The sequence below is a fragment of the Chryseobacterium culicis genome (assembly GCF_002979755.1).
Taxonomy (GTDB): Bacteria; Bacteroidota; Bacteroidia; order Flavobacteriales; family Weeksellaceae; genus Chryseobacterium; species Chryseobacterium culicis_A.
Map to the genome: position 1 here is coordinate 773,549 of NZ_PCPP01000001.1, position 21,204 is coordinate 794,752.

Annotated in this window: 20 protein-coding genes; 15 read left to right on the plus strand and 5 right to left on the minus strand. The window is 36.1% G+C overall.

The window, feature by feature from the left end; all coding sequences use genetic code 11:
* The first annotated feature begins 6 nt into the window (after positions 1-6).
* Positions 7-1,158, plus strand: coding sequence for an efflux RND transporter periplasmic adaptor subunit (locus CQ022_RS03645; RefSeq protein WP_105682314.1), 1,152 nt, complete (start codon positions 7-9; stop codon positions 1,156-1,158).
* Between the two features lie 52 nt (positions 1,159-1,210).
* On the opposite strand, the gene CQ022_RS03650 is transcribed toward CQ022_RS03645, so the two are convergent.
* The gene (locus CQ022_RS03650; RefSeq protein WP_105682313.1) at positions 1,211-1,759 is read right to left on the minus strand and encodes a hypothetical protein; all 549 of its coding nucleotides are present in this window, start codon (positions 1,757-1,759) and stop codon (positions 1,211-1,213) included.
* Positions 1,731-2,171 (minus strand): hypothetical protein, encoded by a 441-nt coding sequence (locus tag CQ022_RS03655; RefSeq protein ID WP_123864376.1) that lies wholly within the window; start codon positions 2,169-2,171, stop codon positions 1,731-1,733. Before CQ022_RS03655 ends, CQ022_RS03650 begins: the two co-directional genes overlap by 29 nt.
* A gap of 228 nt (positions 2,172-2,399) precedes the next feature.
* Here CQ022_RS03655 and CQ022_RS03660 point away from each other — a divergent pair, with 228 nt between their 5' ends.
* Positions 2,400-4,208, plus strand: a complete 1,809-nt coding sequence (locus CQ022_RS03660) for a hypothetical protein (protein WP_105682311.1) — start codon at positions 2,400-2,402, stop codon at positions 4,206-4,208.
* 335 nt (positions 4,209-4,543) lie between these two features.
* Positions 4,544-5,488, plus strand: a complete 945-nt coding sequence (locus tag CQ022_RS03665; RefSeq protein ID WP_105682310.1) for an aldo/keto reductase — start codon at positions 4,544-4,546, stop codon at positions 5,486-5,488.
* A 145-nt stretch (positions 5,489-5,633) separates the two neighbouring features.
* Here CQ022_RS03665 and CQ022_RS03670 read toward each other — a convergent pair whose 3' ends face one another.
* Positions 5,634-7,481, minus strand: a complete 1,848-nt coding sequence (locus CQ022_RS03670; RefSeq protein WP_105682309.1) for a chloride channel protein — start codon at positions 7,479-7,481, stop codon at positions 5,634-5,636.
* A gap of 173 nt (positions 7,482-7,654) precedes the next feature.
* Between CQ022_RS03670 and CQ022_RS03675 the strand changes: the two genes are divergently transcribed.
* From CQ022_RS03675 to CQ022_RS03700, 6 genes are all read left to right on the plus strand, one after another.
* The gene (locus CQ022_RS03675) at positions 7,655-8,329 is read left to right on the plus strand and encodes a response regulator transcription factor (RefSeq protein ID WP_105682308.1); all 675 of its coding nucleotides are present in this window, start codon (positions 7,655-7,657) and stop codon (positions 8,327-8,329) included.
* A 45-nt stretch (positions 8,330-8,374) separates the two neighbouring features.
* On the plus strand, positions 8,375-8,737 hold the full coding sequence (locus CQ022_RS03680) for a four helix bundle protein (RefSeq protein ID WP_105682307.1): 363 nt from the start codon (positions 8,375-8,377) through the stop codon (positions 8,735-8,737).
* Positions 8,738-8,770: 33 nt separating this feature from the next.
* Complete coding sequence (locus CQ022_RS03685; protein WP_105682306.1) at positions 8,771-10,057, plus strand: sensor histidine kinase; 1,287 nt, start codon at positions 8,771-8,773, stop codon at positions 10,055-10,057.
* A 95-nt stretch (positions 10,058-10,152) separates the two neighbouring features.
* Positions 10,153-10,932, plus strand: coding sequence for a hypothetical protein (locus tag CQ022_RS03690; RefSeq protein ID WP_105682305.1), 780 nt, complete (start codon positions 10,153-10,155; stop codon positions 10,930-10,932).
* Between the two features lie 34 nt (positions 10,933-10,966).
* Positions 10,967-13,387, plus strand: coding sequence for a TonB-dependent receptor domain-containing protein (locus tag CQ022_RS03695; protein WP_105682304.1), 2,421 nt, complete (start codon positions 10,967-10,969; stop codon positions 13,385-13,387).
* A 32-nt stretch (positions 13,388-13,419) separates the two neighbouring features.
* Complete coding sequence (locus tag CQ022_RS03700; RefSeq protein WP_105682303.1) at positions 13,420-14,229, plus strand: phosphatase PAP2 family protein; 810 nt, start codon at positions 13,420-13,422, stop codon at positions 14,227-14,229.
* Between the two features lie 58 nt (positions 14,230-14,287).
* Here the strand turns inward: CQ022_RS03700 and CQ022_RS03705 are convergent, their stop codons facing one another.
* Together CQ022_RS03705 and CQ022_RS03710 are read right to left on the minus strand one after the other, a co-directional pair.
* Complete coding sequence (locus CQ022_RS03705) at positions 14,288-15,091, minus strand: SDR family oxidoreductase (protein ID WP_105682302.1); 804 nt, start codon at positions 15,089-15,091, stop codon at positions 14,288-14,290.
* 14 nt (positions 15,092-15,105) lie between these two features.
* The gene (locus CQ022_RS03710; protein ID WP_105682768.1) at positions 15,106-16,764 is read right to left on the minus strand and encodes an FAD-binding dehydrogenase; all 1,659 of its coding nucleotides are present in this window, start codon (positions 16,762-16,764) and stop codon (positions 15,106-15,108) included.
* A gap of 160 nt (positions 16,765-16,924) precedes the next feature.
* Between CQ022_RS03710 and CQ022_RS03715 the strand changes: the two genes are divergently transcribed.
* The 6 genes from CQ022_RS03715 to CQ022_RS03740 all read left to right on the plus strand — a co-directional run bounded on the left by CQ022_RS03715 (position 16,925) and on the right by CQ022_RS03740 (position 21,051).
* Positions 16,925-17,191: a hypothetical protein gene (locus CQ022_RS03715; RefSeq protein ID WP_105682301.1), complete on the plus strand. Its 267-nt coding sequence runs from the start codon at positions 16,925-16,927 to the stop codon at positions 17,189-17,191.
* Between the two features lie 90 nt (positions 17,192-17,281).
* Entirely contained in the window at positions 17,282-17,710 is a 429-nt protein-coding gene (locus CQ022_RS03720) for a rhodanese-like domain-containing protein (RefSeq protein WP_105682300.1), read from the plus strand.
* A gap of 1 nt (position 17,711) precedes the next feature.
* Complete coding sequence (locus tag CQ022_RS03725; protein WP_228421633.1) at positions 17,712-18,215, plus strand: TlpA family protein disulfide reductase; 504 nt, start codon at positions 17,712-17,714, stop codon at positions 18,213-18,215.
* A gap of 583 nt (positions 18,216-18,798) precedes the next feature.
* Complete coding sequence (locus CQ022_RS03730; protein ID WP_228421631.1) at positions 18,799-19,146, plus strand: DoxX family protein; 348 nt, start codon at positions 18,799-18,801, stop codon at positions 19,144-19,146.
* A 185-nt stretch (positions 19,147-19,331) separates the two neighbouring features.
* Entirely contained in the window at positions 19,332-20,369 is a 1,038-nt protein-coding gene (locus CQ022_RS03735) for a sensor histidine kinase (RefSeq protein WP_228421629.1), read from the plus strand.
* On the plus strand, positions 20,350-21,051 hold the full coding sequence (locus CQ022_RS03740; RefSeq protein WP_185126805.1) for a LytR/AlgR family response regulator transcription factor: 702 nt from the start codon (positions 20,350-20,352) through the stop codon (positions 21,049-21,051). Before CQ022_RS03735 ends, CQ022_RS03740 begins: the two co-directional genes overlap by 20 nt.
* The last annotated feature ends 153 nt before the right edge of the window (positions 21,052-21,204 follow it).

Consider the following 21,204-nt stretch of genomic DNA (forward strand, 5'->3'; position numbering starts at 1 on the left):
ACCATCATGCATTTCAAGAATATATCTCTATACAGCCTTACTTTAATCCTTACCTTATCTTCATGTTCAGGGAAAAAAGAAGAAGAAAAAACAGTGTATGAAAACACGAAATTTGCTAAAAACAATAAAAACTCAGTGCATCTTACAGAAAAGCAGATTCAGTCTGTAGGGTTAACAACAACCGCTATCCAGAACAGAAATATGGAAAAACTGGTAAGACTGAACGGAAAGGCAGAAATTGCACCATCACATATTAATTCCGTTTCCAGTATTATGGGAGGACATATAAAATCTATTAACGTGATTAATGGAAGCCACTTCAACAAAGGACAAGTGCTGGCTGTTGTAGAAGATCCGCAGTTTATACAGCTGCAACAGGATTATCTGGTGACAAAGGCTCAGCTTGAAGCTGCAAGACTGAATTTCAACCGCCAGAAAGACCTCAATACAAGCAAAGCCAGCAGTGATAAGACGATGCAGACCGCACAAGCTGATTATGCTACGCTGAATGCTACCTTGAAAGGACTTGAAGAAAAACTGAGAATCATCGGGATCAATACCAAAGGTTTACATACCGGAAATATCAGAAGCAGAATCAGTATTCATGCTCCGTTTACAGGTTTTGTAAGCAAAATTTTTGTGAATAACGGACAATACATCAATCCGGCAGATACTTTATTTGAATTGATCAACCCTGCAGGATTACTTTTAGAATTAAAGGTTTTTGAAAATGATGTGAATGATATTCAAACAGGACAGGAAATTTTAGTGTATAACAATCAGAATCCGGGGCTGAAATCCAATGCCAAAATTATCAGCGTAGTGCCAAGTATTGAAAATGGGGGATCAGCCACTGCAATTGCTAAGCTGTCTTCTGCAACTGCTGAGTTTGTAAAAGGAATGTATATCAATGCTGAAGTTAAAATCAGCAGCCGTTATACACAAGGTCTTCCCAATGAAGCATTGGTTTCTTATGAAAATAAAAATTACGTTTTTGAAGATCTGGGAAAATCCAATTATAAAATGATTCCCGTAGTGACCGGAATTTCTGATGATCAGTTTACAGAGATAATAAAATCAGACTTTTTAAAAGATAAGAAAATTGTACAGAAAGGAGCTTACAGCCTTCTGATGATGCTTAAAAATAAAGCTGAATAGCCTTAAATACCTATATTATCATTCAAAAGATCAGTCAGTGGGCTGATCTTTTTTATTTCTTCTTCGGGACTTCCCACTGTACTCCCTGCTTTTTGAAAAATTCTTCAAGATTGAGCCAGTCCTGATCACTGTGCAAAAATTCTTCTGCATTAACAGGTACATCTTTACTATGGCCATATTGCTTACATCCGAAACATAATTCAATATTTCTCCACTGATTTTCTTTATAAATGAATAAAGTATTATGGGGTTCAAAACAAAATGCTCCGTCCCAGGCTTTTACACTTTTCTGTCCTTTTATAATCTCTATTAATTCTTGTTTTGAATCAGGAGTTAATATTGTTTTCTTTCTTATGATAGCATTGTTAGGAACACCGTTTTTGAGTAAGTCTCTGTGAATTGTTGTACTCTTACCTGGTTTTTCAATATCAAGCCTGAGATCGTCATGACTGGTAATAAGAATTGTGTCTGCACTTTGTAAATAACGAGCCAGATCTTCATTGATGCTTTGAGAAAAAATAAATATTGAACTTAAAATCAAGCTTATCATAAAGAGTTTACAGATCATGATTTTAACGGATTTTTCTTCTGCTTCTGTCATAAATAAACCCAATAATAGGATAAACAACACTTGTGTAAGCCACTTTTTCAAAAATATAGAACCCAAACTGCCCATCCAGTTTTGTTACTTTCATTGCTTCAAACTGAACAAGCAAATCACTTCCAAAAACAAATATAGAAACCATGAAGGTTAAAAGAATCATAAACGAAAGGCTCTCATTTTTAATTTTTCTAAGTGAAAAAAGATAACCAATCCCTGTAATTCCCAGGAAAATAAGATCTGTAGTTATATGGTTTGTAATATGTGAATCAAAATCAAATAAATCACCAATTACTTTAGACGTATTATTAGCAAATTCCATGACTACCAAACCGCCAATCATGATAATGGCAGAGGAAAAAGCAATGAGAGCCACTATTATCCCGATTAATAATCCTTTATTTTTTCTCACGTTATGGTTATAGTTTAACTTATAAATATAATGAAAATCCATAGTATTCCTATATTTTCTTTTGCTTTTAAAAACATAAGGCAGGTTTTCAACTCATGATATTTGACATGTTTTCCATATTATGAAATACTATTTAATGCATAATTCATTTTAAAATAATATTTTTAAAGAGTGAATAGTTGTAAAGGATTTTTAGATGAATAATAAAAGAACTTTTATCAAAACTTTATGACAAAAAAACCTTTGCACAATTTCCATATTCCGGTAATGGGTCTGGCTTATACTATAGACAGCCCGATTCGTGTTGCCCAATATGGAATTTCTTCTGTGATCTCCATCATTGATGATGAAATCCTGGAAAAAATGAAGAACTTTTACAACAAAAAGTTCAATCTTGACTATTTCGGAATTTCAGCAAAAACAGAAGACTACAGAGCCAGAAGAGTTACGGCTTATCTGGATATGGTGGATGATATTGTGAATGAAAAATTTGAATCTTTTAAACAGGAAATCAGCAAAAACAAAGAAGCTTTAAAGGACTTTATAGCTATGCTTCCGAATACTTCGGATCTTAAAAACAGCCTTCAAACCCTTATCAATCAAAAAGACAACTGGAGTTCCAATATCAAAAACTTCATAGAATCTAATTTAAAACCGGGAAGTATTGATGTCAATATCATGACGAAAGTAGATAAAGACAATTATCATAAAAATGAGCAGCTTCCTGTAATGTATAACGATGCCCATGCTTCACTGCGGGGTTTTGCCAAAAGCAAACTGTCATCATCCATGGTTCTTTCTGCAGGCATGAATCCCCGTTTGTACAGCTATATGGAAGAGTTTGAAGACTTCTTCCCGGATGAAAACGGAAAAATCAAAAAGAAAATCATTCTTAAAGTAAGCGATTTCCGCTCTGCGATGATACAGGGGAATTTTCTGGCCAAAAAAGGGTTATGGGTTTCAGAATACAGAATAGAATCCGGATTGAATTGCGGAGGCCATGCATTTGCCACTGAAGGAATGCTTCTTGGACCTATTATGGAAGAGTTTAAGCAGAAAAAAAATGATCTGATACAATCGGCTCACAGTTTAATGACTGCCGCTTTAGAACAAAAAGGAAAACCCGTAGTTTCCGAGCCTTTAGAAATGAAAATTACGGTGCAAGGTGGAGTAGGTACTTCTGAAGAGCATGCGTTTTTATTGGCGAATTATAGTGTAGACAGCGTAGGATGGGGTTCTCCGTTTTTATTGGTGCCCGAAGCAACCTCCGTAGATACTGAAACCAGAAATTTACTTTTACAATCAAAAGAACAGGATTTCTATCTGAGTAATATCTCACCGTTGGGAGTGCCTTTCAATACAGTAAAAGGAACATCCAACGAAACATTGAAGTATGAAAAAGAAGCAAAAGGAAAATACGGTAGTTCGTGCCCTAAAAAACTTCTGGCATTAAGCAAAGAATTTTCTCCGGAAGGAACCTGTACCGCGTCTAAAAAATATCAGGATATCAAACTGAAAGCGTTGTATGCAGAACAGGAAACATTAACAGAGCAGGAATTCAATAAAAGGAAGTCTGAAATTACCGATAAAGCTTGCCTGTGTGTCGGACTTGTAAATGCGGCATATATGGAACAAAACCTTGAAATCAAAGGGGAAAAACAAGGGGTAGTGATATGTCCCGGACCCAATATTGCTTTTTTTGATAAGGAAGTTTCTCTTTCGGAAATGGTAAAACATATTTATGGAAATACCAACATTCTTTCAGACAATCAACGTCCGAACATGTTCATCAATGAATTGAAAATGTATGTGGAGTATCTGAGAAAAGAAATTGCAGAATCAACCGTACAGATTACCCATTCGCAGACAAAAAAATGGAATGCATTCAGGAAAAACGTTCTTGAAGGGATCACCTATTATCATGAGCTTTTTACAGCATCACCATTCTTCAGCAACGGTTTATCTACCATCAACCAGCAATTGCAGGAATACAAACTACAGCTTATTGCTATTGAGATTCCTCAGGTTGAAAAGTAACCGTATTTTTAATTGATAGATAATAAAAACAGCTTTTCAAAACGGGCTGTTTTTATTTTTTTATTTGACAAACGCAAAGGCGCAAGCTTTTTATTACAATATATATTTTTTAGGCGCAAGAAAATCAATGAGAAGATTATACAAATCTTTGCGCCTTAAAGCAGTTTGTTTTTAATTAATTTGCGCCTTTGCATTTTCCAAAAAATCAATAACCAAAAAAAACTTAGGAAACATCAGTGTTTTCATTTATAATAACTATAGTTGGAATGGCTATTTTGAATAGTCTTCGCCCTTAATATTCCTTACCTTAGATCTCACTTAGTAAAATTATTTTTATGGAAAAAAGAAAAATCAAAAACACCGATTTAATGATTGCCCCAATCAATTTCGGAGGAAATGTTTTTGGATGGACTCTGGACGAGAAACAGTCTTTCGATATACTAGACCGCTTTACAGAAGCCGGATTCAATTTTATAGATACTGCAGACACCTATTCTTGGTGGGTGAACGGAAAAGGCGGACAGTCTGAGGAGATTATCGGAAAGTGGATGAAAAGCAGATCGAACCGCAATGACATCGTTTTAGCAACGAAAGTAGGCTCAGAGACAAAAGAACATGGCTATGACATCAGCAAAAAACATATTCTAAAATCTGTAGACGAATCTCTGCAAAGGCTGCAGACCGATCATATTGACCTTTATTATACTCATTTTGATGACAACATCACTCCGGTAGAAGAAACGCTTTCTGCTTATGATGAAATTATTAAGGCTGGAAAAGTACGTTATATTGCGGCTTCCAATTTATCACCGGAACGTTTGAAAGCTTCATTTGATGCTGCCGAGAAGAATAACCTTCCCAAATATGTTGCATTACAGCCTCATTACAATTTAATGGAAAGAGAAGGTTTTGAAACAAACTATGCTCCTCTGGCAGAACAGTTTGACTTAAGTGTATTTCCTTATTGGTCTCTGGCAGCTGGTTTTTTAACCGGTAAATATCGTGATGAAGCAGATCTTGCAAAAAGTGCGAGAGGTGAAGGGGTTAGAAAATATTTAAATCCTAAAGGGCTTGAAGTATTAAAAGCTTTGGATCAGGTAAGTGCAAAGCATAATACCACTCAGGGAACGGTTTCTCTGGCATGGCTGCTATCCAATCCTTTGATCACAGCACCTATCGTAAGTGCCACCAGTGCTTCACAGCTGGAGACCGTATTCAATGCTCCGAAACTTATTCTGGATCAGGAAGATATTGCGCTGTTGAATAACGCAAGCAACTAATTTTTTCAACTTTCATTATAGACTAAAATTAAATCCGTTCATTGCTGAACGGATTTTTTGTATACCACCCCGTCAAATCAACAGATTTGACACCCCACCAGAGGAGGGGAATGGAGTTCTTTAGTTGTTATATTCTACTTCAATATTAATCAGAATATTCTTTCAGAAGTTGTCTGTAGCTCATCAGTATTGAAGATTTTGAAATAAATCCTATAAAATCATTATTTTCAGTCACTACCGGGAGATTCCATACTCCGGTATCATCAAAGGTCTGGAGAATATCCAATGGTTTATTTTCGCGGTGAAGAACGGCTGGTGGAGTTTTCATGATCTGGGCAACAACCTGGGAGGTTTCTATTTCTTTAGTAAAAAGATAAGGTCTTATATCATCCAAAGTAAGAACTCCTTTCAGTTTTCTGCTTTCATCCACAACCGCAAAAATATTTTTATCTCCATTCTTTACCATTTCAAACAGTTCTGTAACTGAAGCATTTTCATTAATTGTTTGTGAATATTTATCAATGAAATCTTCGGTTCTTAAAGCAAAGAGGAGGTTTTTATCATGTTTATTCGTGAATATTTTTCCTTCATCTGCTAAAGACTTCAGCTCCGGAGAAATCGGGGAGAACCATTTGGCAATGAGATAAGATATGATGGAAGCAATCATCAGTGGGATAAACAAATCATATCCGAAACTTGATTCTGCAATCAGAAATATCGCGGTAAGCGGAGCATACAATACACCACTCATCGCTCCGGCCATTCCTACCAAAACAAGATTAGTCACCGGAACATCTGTAAAACCTAAATGCTGGCAAATCAAAGCAAATAAATACCCTAAAGTTCCTCCGGCAAAAAGAGAAGGTGCAAAATTCCCTCCGTTTCCGCCACTGAATATGGTAAATGAGGTTGCAAATGCTTTTAAAAGTAATACCAGCACCAAAAATATAATAATGGTCCAGTCTCCGATCTCAAAGTATCGGAAAAAACTGTTTTCAATAATAGAGTAGGTGTTCCCGTTCGTAAAAGCCTTTACGGTTTCATAACCTTCTCCAAACAGAGGAGGAAAGAGAACACATAATAAAGACAGCACTGCTCCTCCAAACATCGCTTTACGCATTCTTGAAAGCTGAAGTCCTTTTATAAAATGTTCCACTTTTTGAGAAATAATCACAAAATAACGGGCATATAATCCTGTAACCAATCCTAAAATCAGATAATATGGAACATTCTTATAGTTGAATGCCTCCCTGGTATAAAATCTGAAAAGGACATCTTCCTGAAGCAAAATTCTTGACAAAAGACTTCCGCAAACAGCAGCAACAACCAAAGGAATGAAATCTGTGAAAACCACTCCGGTTAAAAGAATCTCAAAAGCAAACATAATCCCCGCAATAGGAGCGTTGAATGCTGACGCAATTCCGGCAGTAGCCCCAGCAGCAAGCAATAAAGTACGTTCTTTGTAGCTCAGTCTGTACGTCTGCGCATAATTGGAACCAATGGCAGCTCCGGTAACCGCAATAGGACTTTCCAATCCGGCAGATCCTCCCAATCCTACGGTAATTGCACTTTGTATCACCTGAGAATACATTTTAACGGAAGCTACAATACTGGAATTCTGTGCAATTTCATACAAAATAGCTCCGATCCCTTTACGATCCTGACCTTTGAACAGCGTCAGAACAATCATGGTAGTCAAAACAATTCCTAAAAAAGGAAAGACGATATAGAATAATATCTGATATTCAAAATGAACTTTATTGGTAATGAAATAATGAATATTGTGTACCAGAGTTTTCAGAATAACTCCTGCTAAACCAGCGGTACATCCTACCAAAATTCCGGAAAGAACTAAAAACTGATTTCTGCTCAGTCTGTTGTTCAGCCAATGCAGAATAAGCTCATAGCTGCGTGCTTTTTCTAATCCATATTTCTGGAAATCTCTTTTAAATTTAAGGAAGCTAAGGTATTTTTTTTTGTTGTGAATTTTCACCTCGAAAACATTTTATGCTGTCATCAGATTGATACAGCACCGTAAATTTATGAAATATATAATAAAAAACCTCCTTTTAAATCTTTACACTTGTTTTATCGTTTCTATTTTTGTAATTTATATTTTAATTTAAAATTCGAAATTTCTTCTAAATTTAGGAATAGATTTACCGCATGAAAATTCTCATCATTGAAGACGAAGCAGCTCTTGCTCAAAGCATTTCCGAATATCTATCCGGAGAAAATTACCTCTGTGAAGCAGTTAGTACATTCGGTGAAGCAATGGGTAAAATAGAAGCGTTTGAGTATGACTGTATTTTACTGGACATTATGCTGCCGGACGGAAACGGACTTAAAATTTTGGAAGAATTAAAAAAACAACAGAAACAGGACGGTGTGATTATTATTTCTGCTAAAAATGCTCTTGATGATAAGATTGAAGGCTTAAAATTGGGTGCTGATGATTACCTTACCAAACCTTTTCATCTTTCTGAGCTTATGGCAAGGGTGTATTCTATTATCAGACGAAAGCAGTTTAGCAGTTCTAATGTAATCATTCAGAACGAATTACAGATTGATCTATTAGCTAAAACGGTAGTTGTAAACGATGAACTTATTTCCCTGACCAAGAAAGAATTTGATCTCCTCATTTATTTTATCGGTAACAAAAATAAAGTCATCTCCAAAAGTACACTGGCAGAACATCTTTCCGGTGACTTTGCAGATATGCTTGATAATCACGATTTTGTATATGCTCATGTGAAAAATCTCAAGAAAAAGCTCTATGATGCCGGATGCAGCCATTATCTCAAAACAGTGTATGGAACGGGATATAAGTGGGAAAACTAAAATAATTATGAATTATAAATGATGAATTATAAATGATGAATTATTATGAGTGAGAAGAAAAATGTGTTGAAAGATAAAAGTTTTAGTTTTGCAATAAGAATTACTAACCTTTATAAATATCTTTCAACTCATAAGAATGAATATGTTCTGAGTAAACAGTTATTGAGAAGCGGAACAGCAGTGGGAGCTTTAATAAGAGAGTCCCAAAATGCAGAAAGTAAAGCAGATTTCATTCATAAACTTTCTATTGCTCAAAAAGAATGTGATGAATCTATTTATTGGATTGAACTTTTATTTCACACCCACTATTTGTCATCTTCAGAATATGAGAGTATAAGCAGTGAAGCAACTGAAATATTAAAAATAATTCGAAGTATTATTATTACATCAAAAAGTAAAAATTCATAACTTATAATTCATAATTCATAATTCATCATTATTTTGAAGCCTCTACTGACCAAAACCACAAAGCCCTTTCTTATCTACGTACTTATTGTACTGATGATAAGCATTCCCGTGTATTATTTTGTCGTAGACACCATCTGGAAAAATGAATTGGATGAGCATAATCAGATTATTGTAGAGAAAACGGCTTATGAATTCAATCAGTTAAAACTTTCAGAAGAAGCGCTGGATAAGAGTCTTGAATTATGGAATCACATCCAGCCGGAAACGAATATTGAAAAGATCTCTTCGAACCAAATAAAACGGGATACGGTTTATACTTATGAAAAACATCTTCCCTTTATTTCGGAACAAAAAAAAGAACGTTACCGCTGTCTAAAAAAAGTAGTTTATCTTCAAAACAAACCTTATCTGTTTACGATACAGACCAATATTGAGGAATCTCATGAAACGATAGCCATTATCGCCATGATTACGATATTCTTTTTTGTGGTTATTGTTCTTGGACTTTTATATCTTAACAGAAGGCTTTCTTCATCGATCTGGAAACCGTTCAGAAGTACATTGGATCAACTGAAGACCTTTAATCTCAACAGCCAGAATACCATAGAGTTTCCGGCTTCTGATACGACAGAATTTGAAGAGCTTAATCAATCTCTTTACAAACTGATAGAACGTAATGTCTCTACCTATAAAACCCAGAAAGAGTTCACGGAAAATGCATCCCACGAATTGCAGACTCCGCTTGCTATTATTAAAAACAAGCTGGATCTTTTACTTCAGGATCAGAATCTTACCGAAAAACAGTATACCATCGCGGAAGATATGAACAAGGCGCTTACAAGAAGCTCCCGAATCAATAAAAACCTTTTACTTCTTGCGAAAATTGATAATAATCAGTTCGACAGTTCTGAAATCATTTCGTTTGATCATTTGCTGCATCAAAGCATTGATATTCTCGAGGAACATTTTGAACAAAAAAACATATCCCTTACAAAACATATTTCCAATGAGGTACAGGTAAGTGGAAATAATATTCTGGCAGAAATACTCATCAACAATCTTATTATCAATGCCATCCGTCATACTACTGCAGGCGGGAGCATTTCTCTACAGCTTACTGATTCTGTTTTTGAAGTTTCCAATTCGGGAACAGAAAAACTGAATACGGATTTACTGTTCAAACGATTTTCAAAGCTTTCAACAGACAGCAATGGAAGTGGGCTCGGGCTTTCTATTATTCAGGAAATCTGTAGGTTTCATCATTGGACCATCACTTACAGATTTGAGAATCATCATCATATTTTTGCTGTTAAATTATAGTTAAAAAAAATCCACCTTCCTACAATTCTAAATTTCTTCTAAATCGGATTGCACCTTTGTATAGAAAACATACTGAGGTATAATTTTATTTAGAAATGAAAACCGTAAACAAAGTTGCAGCCGTAACCCTTCTTTTCTGGCTGATGAAAATTGTAGCAACAACATTAGGAGAAACTCTTGGTGATTTTATTTCCATGACCCTTAATTGGGGATATATCGTAGGCATACTGATTACCCTGTTGTTTTTTGTAATCATTTTATCCGTACAGCTCCGTGCAAAAAAATATATTCCGGCAGTCTACTGGATGGTGATTATTGGAACAACAACCCTGGGGACAGAAATTTCTGACTGCATTGACAGAACATTGAAAACCGGATATCTTACAGGAAGTTTAATCCTTCTTTCCGGTCTTTTACTCTCTTTGTTTTTATGGTACAAAAAGTACGGCAACCTTGAAGTTTATCCAATTGTTGAAAAGAATAAAGAATTTTATTACTGGACTGCTATTTTATTTTCCAATAGTCTGGGCACTGCTTTTGGGGATTTCCTGAGTGATAATTTAGGACTCGGATATATGACCGGAGCTCTGATCACCGGATTGATTATACTTATAGTGGTTCTCATGCATTATTTCACGAAAATCAATCATGTCGTACTGTTCTGGATTGCTTTTGTTTTTACCAGACCGTTTGGTGCTACATTCGGAGATCTTTTAACCAAACCTTTAGCTAAAGGCGGACTGGATCTTGGAACCCTCAACGCTTCTCTGATATCCCTGGCTCTGATGGTTTTGATGATTGTCATTTCACAAAGAAAAACCCGGCGGGAAATGACCTCTTCGGAACAAATAAATCATACACCTTATAACGAATAACAAAAAATATTTAAAAAAAATAAATACTAGACGAATGAATAAAGCAGCCTTGTTATTTTTTCCAGCCTGCCTAGTGGTTTCTTCCCTTGTTTCTGCGCAGACAGCTTCTGTGACTGCCTCAGGAAGAATTACGGGGAAAGACAAAACAGCATTACCTTATGCCCATATTATTTTAAAAAAAGAAAAAGACAGCACCTTTATTGCCGGAACGATTACCAATGAGGAAGGAAGGTTTTCACTTACTGGGATAAAACCGGATCACTATCTTCTGGAAACTTCAGTCACCGGATATAAGACCCAAATTCAACCCATTTTTATAGGAAGCCTTTCTGAGTTTCTGGAAATTCCCACTGTTGAGCTCATTCAGGAACAGGAAAATGAGACTAAAATAGAAGCAATAACCATTACGGCAACCAAAAAGAATGAAATAGACAGCCGTCTTGATAAGAAAACCTATTCTGTGGCAGATAATATCAGTCAAAATGGTGGTTCTGTGCTCCAAAGCATGCAGAATCTTCCCGGAATTACCGTTCAGGATGGTAAAGTCCAGCTAAGAGGAAATGATAAAGTAACAGTACTGATTGATGGCAAACAAACCGCTCTTACAGGTTTTGGAAGCCAAACCGGACTGGATAATATTCCAGCTTCTGCCATTGATAAAATTGAAATCATCAACAATCCTTCATCAAAATATGATGCAAACGGGAATGCAGGGATTATCAACATCATCATGAAAAAAAATAAACAGAACGGCTGGAACGGAAAAGCAGGATTTACAACAGGTTTAGGTTCACTTTGGGTAAGAAAGGAAAATCTTCCTACCATAAGACCACAGTATACGCTGACTCCCAAAATTAATCCTTCATTATCGGTCAATTACAGAAAAAATAAGGTTAATATATTTCTGCAGGCGGATAATCTGTACACAGAAACGCTTAACAAAAATGAATTCGTAACCCGTACTTATGATAACGGAACGGTAATTAATTCTCAGCTGAAAAGGAATAGAAACACCAATTTCTTCACCACCAAAGCAGGAATAGACTGGAATATTGATCCGCAAAATACACTAACGATTTCAGGAATGTATGGAAGTGAAAAGATTATAGACAGAGGAGATCAGCCGTTTTTCAATGGAGATATGTCCCAGCGTCTCCGTTTGTGGCAGTTTCTGGAAGATGAACTGAAAACAACAGTGATGGGAACAGCTTCCTATCAGCATAAATTTAAAGAAGCAGGGCATGTATTGAATGTAGGTTTCAATTATACTTTCCATAGAGAGGATGAAAAGTATTTCTATGATAATTATCTTCCTTCCTCTACAGGAACAGATGCTTTTAAACTATTATCTGATGAACAGGTATATGATTTCAATATCGATTATGTAAAACCATTGAAATATGGTAGAATAGAAACAGGTATTAAACTGAGAAACAGAAGCATTCCGACCAATATGAATTTTATTCCGGGAGCCAACTCTGTTTTGGATGTTTCTGCGGGAGGAAAAGCTGATTATAAAGAATTTATTCCTGCCGTGTATGGAAATTATGTTTTTGAAAATGAAAAATGGGAAGCTGAATTGGGTCTCAGACTGGAATATGTCAAAATTCAATATGATGTAAATCCTAACCACCCGACGTATAAAAGTGACGGATACAACTACACCCAGCCATTCCCGAATTTCCGGCTTGCCTACAAACTTGATGACCGCAATAAGTTCTCCGTTTTTTATAACAAAAGGGTAGACCGTCCCAATGAAGTAGATATCAGAATTTTTCCCAAGTATGACGATGCAGAGATCATTAAAGTAGGAAATCCTGCGTTACGTCCCCAGTTTACAAATTCCATTGAGCTCGGATATAAGCACAATTGGGATAATGGATATTTATATTCTGCACTATACCATCGTTTTGCCAACGGAACTATTACCAGAATTTCGAGTATTGTCCCGGACAGCACACTTATTTATGCCATATTTCAGAATGCGGGAAAAAGCTACAATACAGGGCTGGAAACAATATGGAACCAAAAGATATCTGATTTGTATTCCCTGAATGTCAATGGAAATATATACCGTAATCAGATCAATGCATTTACTGTACAAAATCTGTATCCTCAGCCTAATACTTTCTCTGCTGATCAACAGACGGCTATATCAGGAAACATCAAAATGAATAATGTTTTTCATTTTTCAAAAGGATTTGATATGCAGTGTACACTGGTGTATCTGGCACCGGATATTATTCCTCAGGGAAGAATACAGTCAAGATTTTCCATGGATGCAGGAGTAAAAAAAGCGATACAGAAAGGGAAGGGTGAACTGTTTTTAAATGCTACGGATTTACTCAATACTATGGTGATCAAAAAGGCTGTTCAGGGTAACGGATTTGCCTATACCAGTAATGACTACTATGAAACTCAGGGGGTCCGTTTGGGATACAGCTATAAATTTTAATACAGAACCGGATAATTTTAATGTGATTTAAAATGAAAAAACACTTTCAAAAAAACCTGATGTATATACTGGTTTTGAGCTCAGCTTTAAGCCAAATCAATGCTCAGAATACAAAAGACACGATGACTGTTCAGAAACCTGTACAAGACAGTATTATCAAAGCAGAGATTCCCAAAAGCAACCTGAACTATAAAAGTCTGATCATTCCCGCAGCATTTATTAGCTATGGAGTAGCAGGGCTGACGATGAATAATCTCAAAAAGCTGAATGTATCCACAAAGGTGGAAATCAACGAGCATCAGCCTACCCAAATAAAACTGGATAATTATACCCAATACGCTCCTGCAGTGATCGTATATGGACTTAATGCAATGGGGGTGAAAGGAAAACATAACCTGAGAGACCGTACCATTATCTACGCTTCCTCACAGCTGATTGCTGCTGCCTTTACGATGCCTTTAAAATATCTGGTAAAAGAAGAAAGACCGGATGGATCCAACACTTTATCTTTCCCTTCAGGACATGCGGCAACTGCATTTTCTTCAGCACAATTTATGTTCCGGGAATATAAAGACACCAATTTCTGGCTGAGTATTTCAGGATATCCGTTTGCTGTTTTCACCGGAGTCTACAGAATGCTGAATGATAAACATTGGCTGGGAGATGTTGTAGCGGGGGCCGGCTTTGGAATTCTTTCTACAGAACTTGCCTATTGGCTGTTTCCAAAAATTGACAGTTTATTAAGAGGAAAAAATAAAAGTAAAAATATGCTGTCATCCACTATGGTAATGCCGTTTTATCAAAATAAAACAGTAGGAATCGGATGGGTGAAAACCTTTTAATACAAATCCATTCGTTTATTTACTAAAAAAGCACTGTTCAACAGAGAATGGTGCTTTTTTATACCACTTTTGCCTTACGGATTATCTTTGCCAGTAAATTCGGAAAGAATCTTTTCAGATAGACGGCCATTACTTCTTTACCTCCTATGGCTTTTTGTTTTTTTTGTTTTTCAATTGCATACAGCATCTTTTTTGCAAAAACATCTGCAGGCATTCCGTTTTTCGTAGCGTCGTCCATTGTTCCCTGTAATGAACCGTCTCCGGTAACGGCATTCACAGAAATATCGGTTTGTATAAAGCCCGGGCAAATGATCGTAATCAGAATATTCTGATTGAACAATTCTGCCCTCAACGCATCAAAAAATCCGTGTAAGGCATGTTTTGCCCCTGCATATCCGCTTCGCATAGGAGCCCCGAATATTCCCATAAGACTTGATACCACAGCAATCTGTCCGCCTTTATTCCTGATCATATAAGGCAGAACTGCTTTTGTAAGAGCTACTGTTCCGATATAATCAATATCTATCAGCTGTTTATCCACTTCAATATCTGTTTCCATGGCTAGAGAACGTTGTGAGAGTCCGGCATTATTGATCAGAATATCAATTTTTCCAAACTGTTCAGATGCTTTCGCTGCAATGGCTGGCATTTCTTTATAATTTTTAAGATCTAAAGGAATTACTGCATACCGATCAGTATTCAAACCTGTTTTTTCAGCAACTTTATGCAGCTGTTCTTCCTTTCTGGATGAAAGAATGACTTTCGCATTGCTGTTCTTTGCAATCTCTTTTACCAAAGCTTCACCAATTCCTGATGATGCTCCTGTAATCCAAATGACTTTATGATCAAAATAATGACTCATACTAATATGTAATTTTAAAGTCCGGCAATATATTTTCCGGCTTTCATCCCTGAAAAAATACAGCCTCCCAAAAATGTTCCTTCCAGAGCTCTGTAACCGTGCATTCCGCCACCGCCAAATCCGGCAGCTTCTCCGGCTGCATACAATCCTTCAATGATGCTGTCATCATCCTTTAATACCTGTCCGTTCAGATTGGTTTTTATTCCGCCTAAAGTTTTACGGGTTAAAATATTAAGACGTACAGCAATCAAAGGACCGTTTTCAGGAGCTAAAATCTTATGGGGTGCAGCAACACGTCCCAATTTATCACCCCAATAATTTCGGGTATTCCGGATATAATTAACCTGGGTATCTTTTGAAAATTTATTATCTAATTCCCTGTCTCTGGCTTCAATCTGTGAGTGTATGTCTTCATAATTCAACAGGTTATTTCCAGCCAGTTCATTCATCCTGTTAACCAGATCTTTCAGATTATCTGATACAATAAAATCTTTTCCATGTTCTTTAAAGGCTTCTACAGGCCCGGGTGCTTTTTTACCAAAAATTCTTTTCAGAAAAAGAGAATAATCTTTATTGGTAATATCCGGATTCTGTTCTGAGCCTGAAAGAGCAAACTCCTTCTTAATAATTTTCTGGGTAAGGATAAACCAGGAATAGGAAAATCCTGTTTCCTGTATATATTGTAAAGTCCCCAACGTATCAAATCCCGGAAGGAAAGGAGCGGGGAGACGTTTTCCTTTGGCATCAAACCATAAAGATGATGGACCTGGAAGTATACGGATTCCGTGATTTGGCCAGATAGGATTCCAGTTTTGTAATCCTTCCGTATAATGCCACATTCTGTCCGGATTAATGATATGAGCACCTGTATTTTCTGCAATCCCAATCATTTTGCCATCCACATAGGCTGGAACACCACATACCATATTTTCAGGGGCTTTGCCCAATCTTTCCGGCCAGTTTTTCCTTACCTGCTCATGGTTGGCACCAATTCCTCCAGAAGCGATAATGATATTCGGAGCTGTATATTCAAATGTTGAGATAACGTTTCTGTTTGTAGAAGCACCTCTATCCTGGGTATCATTTTCCAGAATATCTCCTTTAAGACCTTTTATCTTTCCGTTTTCGGTGATAAGTTCTGTCACTCGATGTCTGAATTTCATCTCAAGCAGTCCTTTTTTCTGAGCTTGATAAGCTTTTTCCACAAACGGTTTTACCACACCTGTTCCCGTTCCCCAGCTGACATGAAAACGGGGCACAGAATTTCCATGACCTGTTGCCGAACCATCACCACGTTCTGCCCAGCCTACCATAAACATCAGCTTGATACCCAACTTAGAAATGTATTCATATTTTTCCCCGGCAGCAAATTTCAGATAGGCTTCTGCCCATTGATGAGGCCAATAGTCTTCAGGACGGTCAAATCCGGCTGTTCCTTTCCAGTCCTGCAATGCCAGTTCATAAGAATCTTTAATTCCCATTCTCCTTTGCTGAGGGGAATTGATCAAAAACAAACCACCAAATGACCAGAATGCCTGTCCGCCAATATTCTGTTCTGTTTCCTGGTCCAAAAGCAGAACTTTTTTCCCGGTATTGGTAATTTCCATAGCAGCAGTAAGCCCTGCCAGTCCGGCTCCTATGATGATTGCATCAGGCTGGAATCTTTCTTCCATCTTCATTTTTTTAGATTGAATGATACTTGATATAAATGTATTAAATATTTAAAATCAAACAGATATTAACCTTTAAAATATCAACATTTACATTAAAATATTTTACTATTTCTGGTTTAAAATATTCTCAATACTTTTATTACTGATAAAAAACAGAAGAATGAACGAAAATCAAAAATACCAGACATTTGCTGTCCTAAAAGACGGAACCCGTCAACCCATTGATGCAGAATCTATTATTATACAGCTTGAAGAAGAGGAAATTGAAATTCCACTGACCCCGCTTCATCCTGTTTTTCAGGGAAAATTAACGCTGGTTACCGGATCCGCAATTCAGGGTCGGGAAAATGAAAGGGGAGGAGGAACTCAATTGGTCATAGAGCCCGGAGCATCCAATGTAATTCATATTACTCCTAAAAAACTCTGATTGAGGTAAAATATACAAAAACAGCTAATTTTCCTGCCTTCTGAACAGATCCCTCAATAAAACATTTTTATCTTTGTGAAAAATAGAAGTATGAAGTATTTGTTAATCATTGTATGCTTTGCCTGCTCCATTTTCAGCCAGGCACAGCAAAAACAGGATCCATGGAAAGACAGTCAGCTGATGGATCCCGCGTTACTGGCTTCCAGAATTGAAAAACATAAGACAAAAGATCTTGTCATCATTTCTGTCGGACCTGAAGCTATCATTAAAGGTTCGGTAGACATTGGCCCTACCCATGAGCCTGAAAACCTGGAAAAGCTGAAAAATTATCTTAAAGATATTCCTAAGAACAGAGAAATTGTGATTTACTGCGGATGTTGCCCTTTTGTGAAGTGTCCTAATATTCGCCCTGCTTTTGCATTACTGATGGAAATGGGTTTCAAAAATGCGAAACTTTTAAATCTTCCCAAAAACATTAAAACAGACTGGTTAGATAAAGATTATCCTACAAATGATTAATATGAAGACCGGTTTTACCATAATATTTTTAATAGTTTTCTCAGGATTTATTACTGCCCAAAACAAAATAGAAATTGGGAAAAAAGCTCCTGAGATAACAATGACCAAAGCAGACGGAACTTCATTTTCTCTTTCAGCATTGAAGGGAAAACTTGTTCTGATTGATTTCTGGGCGACATGGTGTGCTCCATGTGTAGAAGAACAGCCTCAGCTGAAAACGATGTATGAAACCTACTCAGAACAGGTAAAAAACAATCAGTTTGAAATACTGGGAGTTTCTTTAGACAAGAATAAAGAAAGCTGGCAGAAAGCAATTGACAGATTTAACATCAACTGGATACAGATCAGCGATTTAAAATTCTGGAAAAGCCCTGTAGCAAAGCTTTACGAAGTTGATGAACTGCCTTTTAATGTGATCATTGACGGACAGGGAACTATTTTAGCTAAAAACCTTCATGGCAAAGAACTGGAAGAGTTTATTAAGAAAAGTCTGACACAGAATTAAAACTGACAATTTTTTTGAATTTAATAGAAAAAGAGTGGTACTTATTTAACCACTCTTTTTTTGATTGAAAAAGAAGTATTTGTGTTTTAGAATCTTACCTTAATAATTTAAAGAACAAAAAACAGATTTATGATCATGAGGGAATTAATCATTGTGTCTGCTCTGTAAGACCTTCCGGATGTTTCCTAAGTTCTCATCCTGATGTCCTGCATTTTTTTGTATCATTATTTTATTTTGGTATCCGCGCCTGATTTGAATGTAAATATAATAATTTATTTTATTTAAATCACTATATAATGATATATGTAAAAGAAAATTATTATTACCACTATCTTATTAAAATACAGTTCATACACTTGAAAAATGAAAACACTATCAGATTCTTCTAAATAACACATGTATTCTATTGATTATATTGCACTTAACAAGATAATGAGTATGAATACTTTAGAAAAGTAAAACTTTTATATCTACTTCAAAGTTGTTGATATACAAAATAAAAGGAGCCTGTTCTTCATGTATTACTTTTGGTGATATGAAAAAGAGTTTCTTTCTTCGCTTAGCCTTGTCAACAATATTGCTGATGCATAGTGTAATTTCCATTTTCAGTGGAGATGTGAATGATTTCGGACATGTTTATCTGGATAGTATAGGTTTCAGTCCAATAGGAATTTATATTGCATGGATGATCAAACTTATCCATTTGTTTTCAGTAGTATTGATCTGGATCGATAGGTGTATTAAGCCGATAGCTGTTTGTAATATTCTCATTTTCATTTTCGGAATTTATTATGTACACTGGCAAAATGGCTGGTTTGTAGTAGGAGGCGGAAATAACGGGATTGAATTCAATATTCTGCTGATCTTTAGCTTTTTCAATCTTATGTATCCTGAAGTTTCTTTAAAATTCACGAATAAAAAAAGAACTTAGAGCTTCCCCAATCATCTGTTTTCTCAAATCCTGCTGATCCGGCATCGTTCAAAATCAATAGTTTGTAGATCGTTATCTTCATTTGATAGACTTATATTTTTATATTTGAGTCAACAAATGGTACTTTGTACTTTTAAATCATCACAAATTTGAAATCAGATCGTTCCTCTAAATGGCGGATTCATTTGCTTTTTTGGATATTGTATTATATTCTGGAAGTTTACCTTGATTTTTACTGGTCCAGATATCAATTCCCGGATTTCAAATGGCCCATAAGACTTCAGAATACACTTATTCTGGAGCTTGGCTATCTTTTTGTCAAAATTCCACTTGCCTATGCTTTGCTATATGTTTATGAGAAGGTTTATTTTAAAGGTTTTTCTAAATACTTTATCTCTATTTTCATTGTAATTGCTGCTGTTTTCGGGCATCGGTTTTTGACTCATTTTATCATTTACCCTCACATCTATGGTGTTACAGAAACACTGGATGGGAAAGAGGTTTCTGGTTTTTTGAATGGTTATGTAGCATTCAATTCTTTTATGGATCTTATTTTTATGGTGGGTCTTATTTTCGGTGTTGAAATTACCCGGCAGAAAAATCTTCTGAAACAGCAAATCGCTCAATTAAAATCAGAAAAGCTGGATCAGGAGCTGACCATGTTGAAGGCACAGATCAATCCTCATTTTCTTTTCAATACGCTCAATAACATCTACGGCATGGCTCTGAAAAAAGCAGATGAAACCCCGGATGTGATCCTGCAGCTTTCCAAGATAATGCGGTATAATATCTATGAGTCCTCCGAAAAAAGTATTTCTATAGCCAAGGATATTGAAAATATTAAAGACTTTATACAGATCCAGAAAATCCGTCATCACCAGCTTACCATTAATTTTACGGAAAAAATTGATAATCCTTCACAGGAAATTTCACCTCTGATTTTGATACAGTTTGTGGAAAATGCCTTTAAACATGGTGTTTCTGAAAGTCTGGGAAAAGCTTTTATTACCGTTGATATCAAGTTAAAGAACGGAATTCTTACTTACAGCATAGAAAACTCCAAACAGGAAAAACCTCATGAACATTCCACAAAAATCGGACTAAAAAATATCCGCCGACAGCTTGAACTGCTTTATCCCCAACATACGCTTTTCGTAGAAGACAAGAATAACCATTATACTATAACTTTAACCATCAATTTCCATGATACCATCAGCCTATAAAAAATACAACTGCATTATTGTAGAAGATGAACCCATTGCCGCCGAAATTCTGGAAAATTTCATCTCCAGAGACCCGGAACTGAATCTTATAGGAAAATGTACAGATGCAGTATATGCCAGCAGTCTTTTAAGTATCCATGATGTGGATCTGATGTTTCTTGATCTCCATCTTCCGGTGGTAAAAGGTTTTGATTTTCTCAGAAAGGTAAAAAATCCACCTTTTGTAATTGTTACCACAGCGTATCATCAGTATGCTGTAGAAGGTTATGAACTTGATATTGCAGACTATCTGATGAAACCTATTCCGTATGAGCGTTTTCAGACTGCTGTTGGTAAATTTAAGCATTTGATGGAAGCAGAAGATGCTTTACTTGAAGTCTCTGAGCGTGATTTTATATTCATCAGCAGTGGTAAAAAGCAGGTAAAAATTATTCTCCACGATATTTTTTACATCGAAAGTTTAAGAGAATACATTCATATTCATACCAAAGCAGGGTGCTTCACTTTTAAAATGCCCATCAGTAAAATAGAAGAGACTTTACATCCTACAATGTTTACCCGCATTCATAAATCATATATTATATCACGGTCAAAAATAGAAGTCAAGTCGGCCAATATGATTCAGATCAATGGGAAAAAACTTCCGGTGGGGAGAACATATAAGGCTTTGCTGGAGCTATAATATTAGAAATGAAATTGTTTAAAATCATCCGTTAAGAAAATGGAAATATTCAGCTTTTCTATTCAAAAAAGCCAGTAAAATTATAAGTTTTGTAGATTCTGAATCTCTGTTGATAGATATTTTTTCCGCATTTCTATTGGTTTGTTCACATTT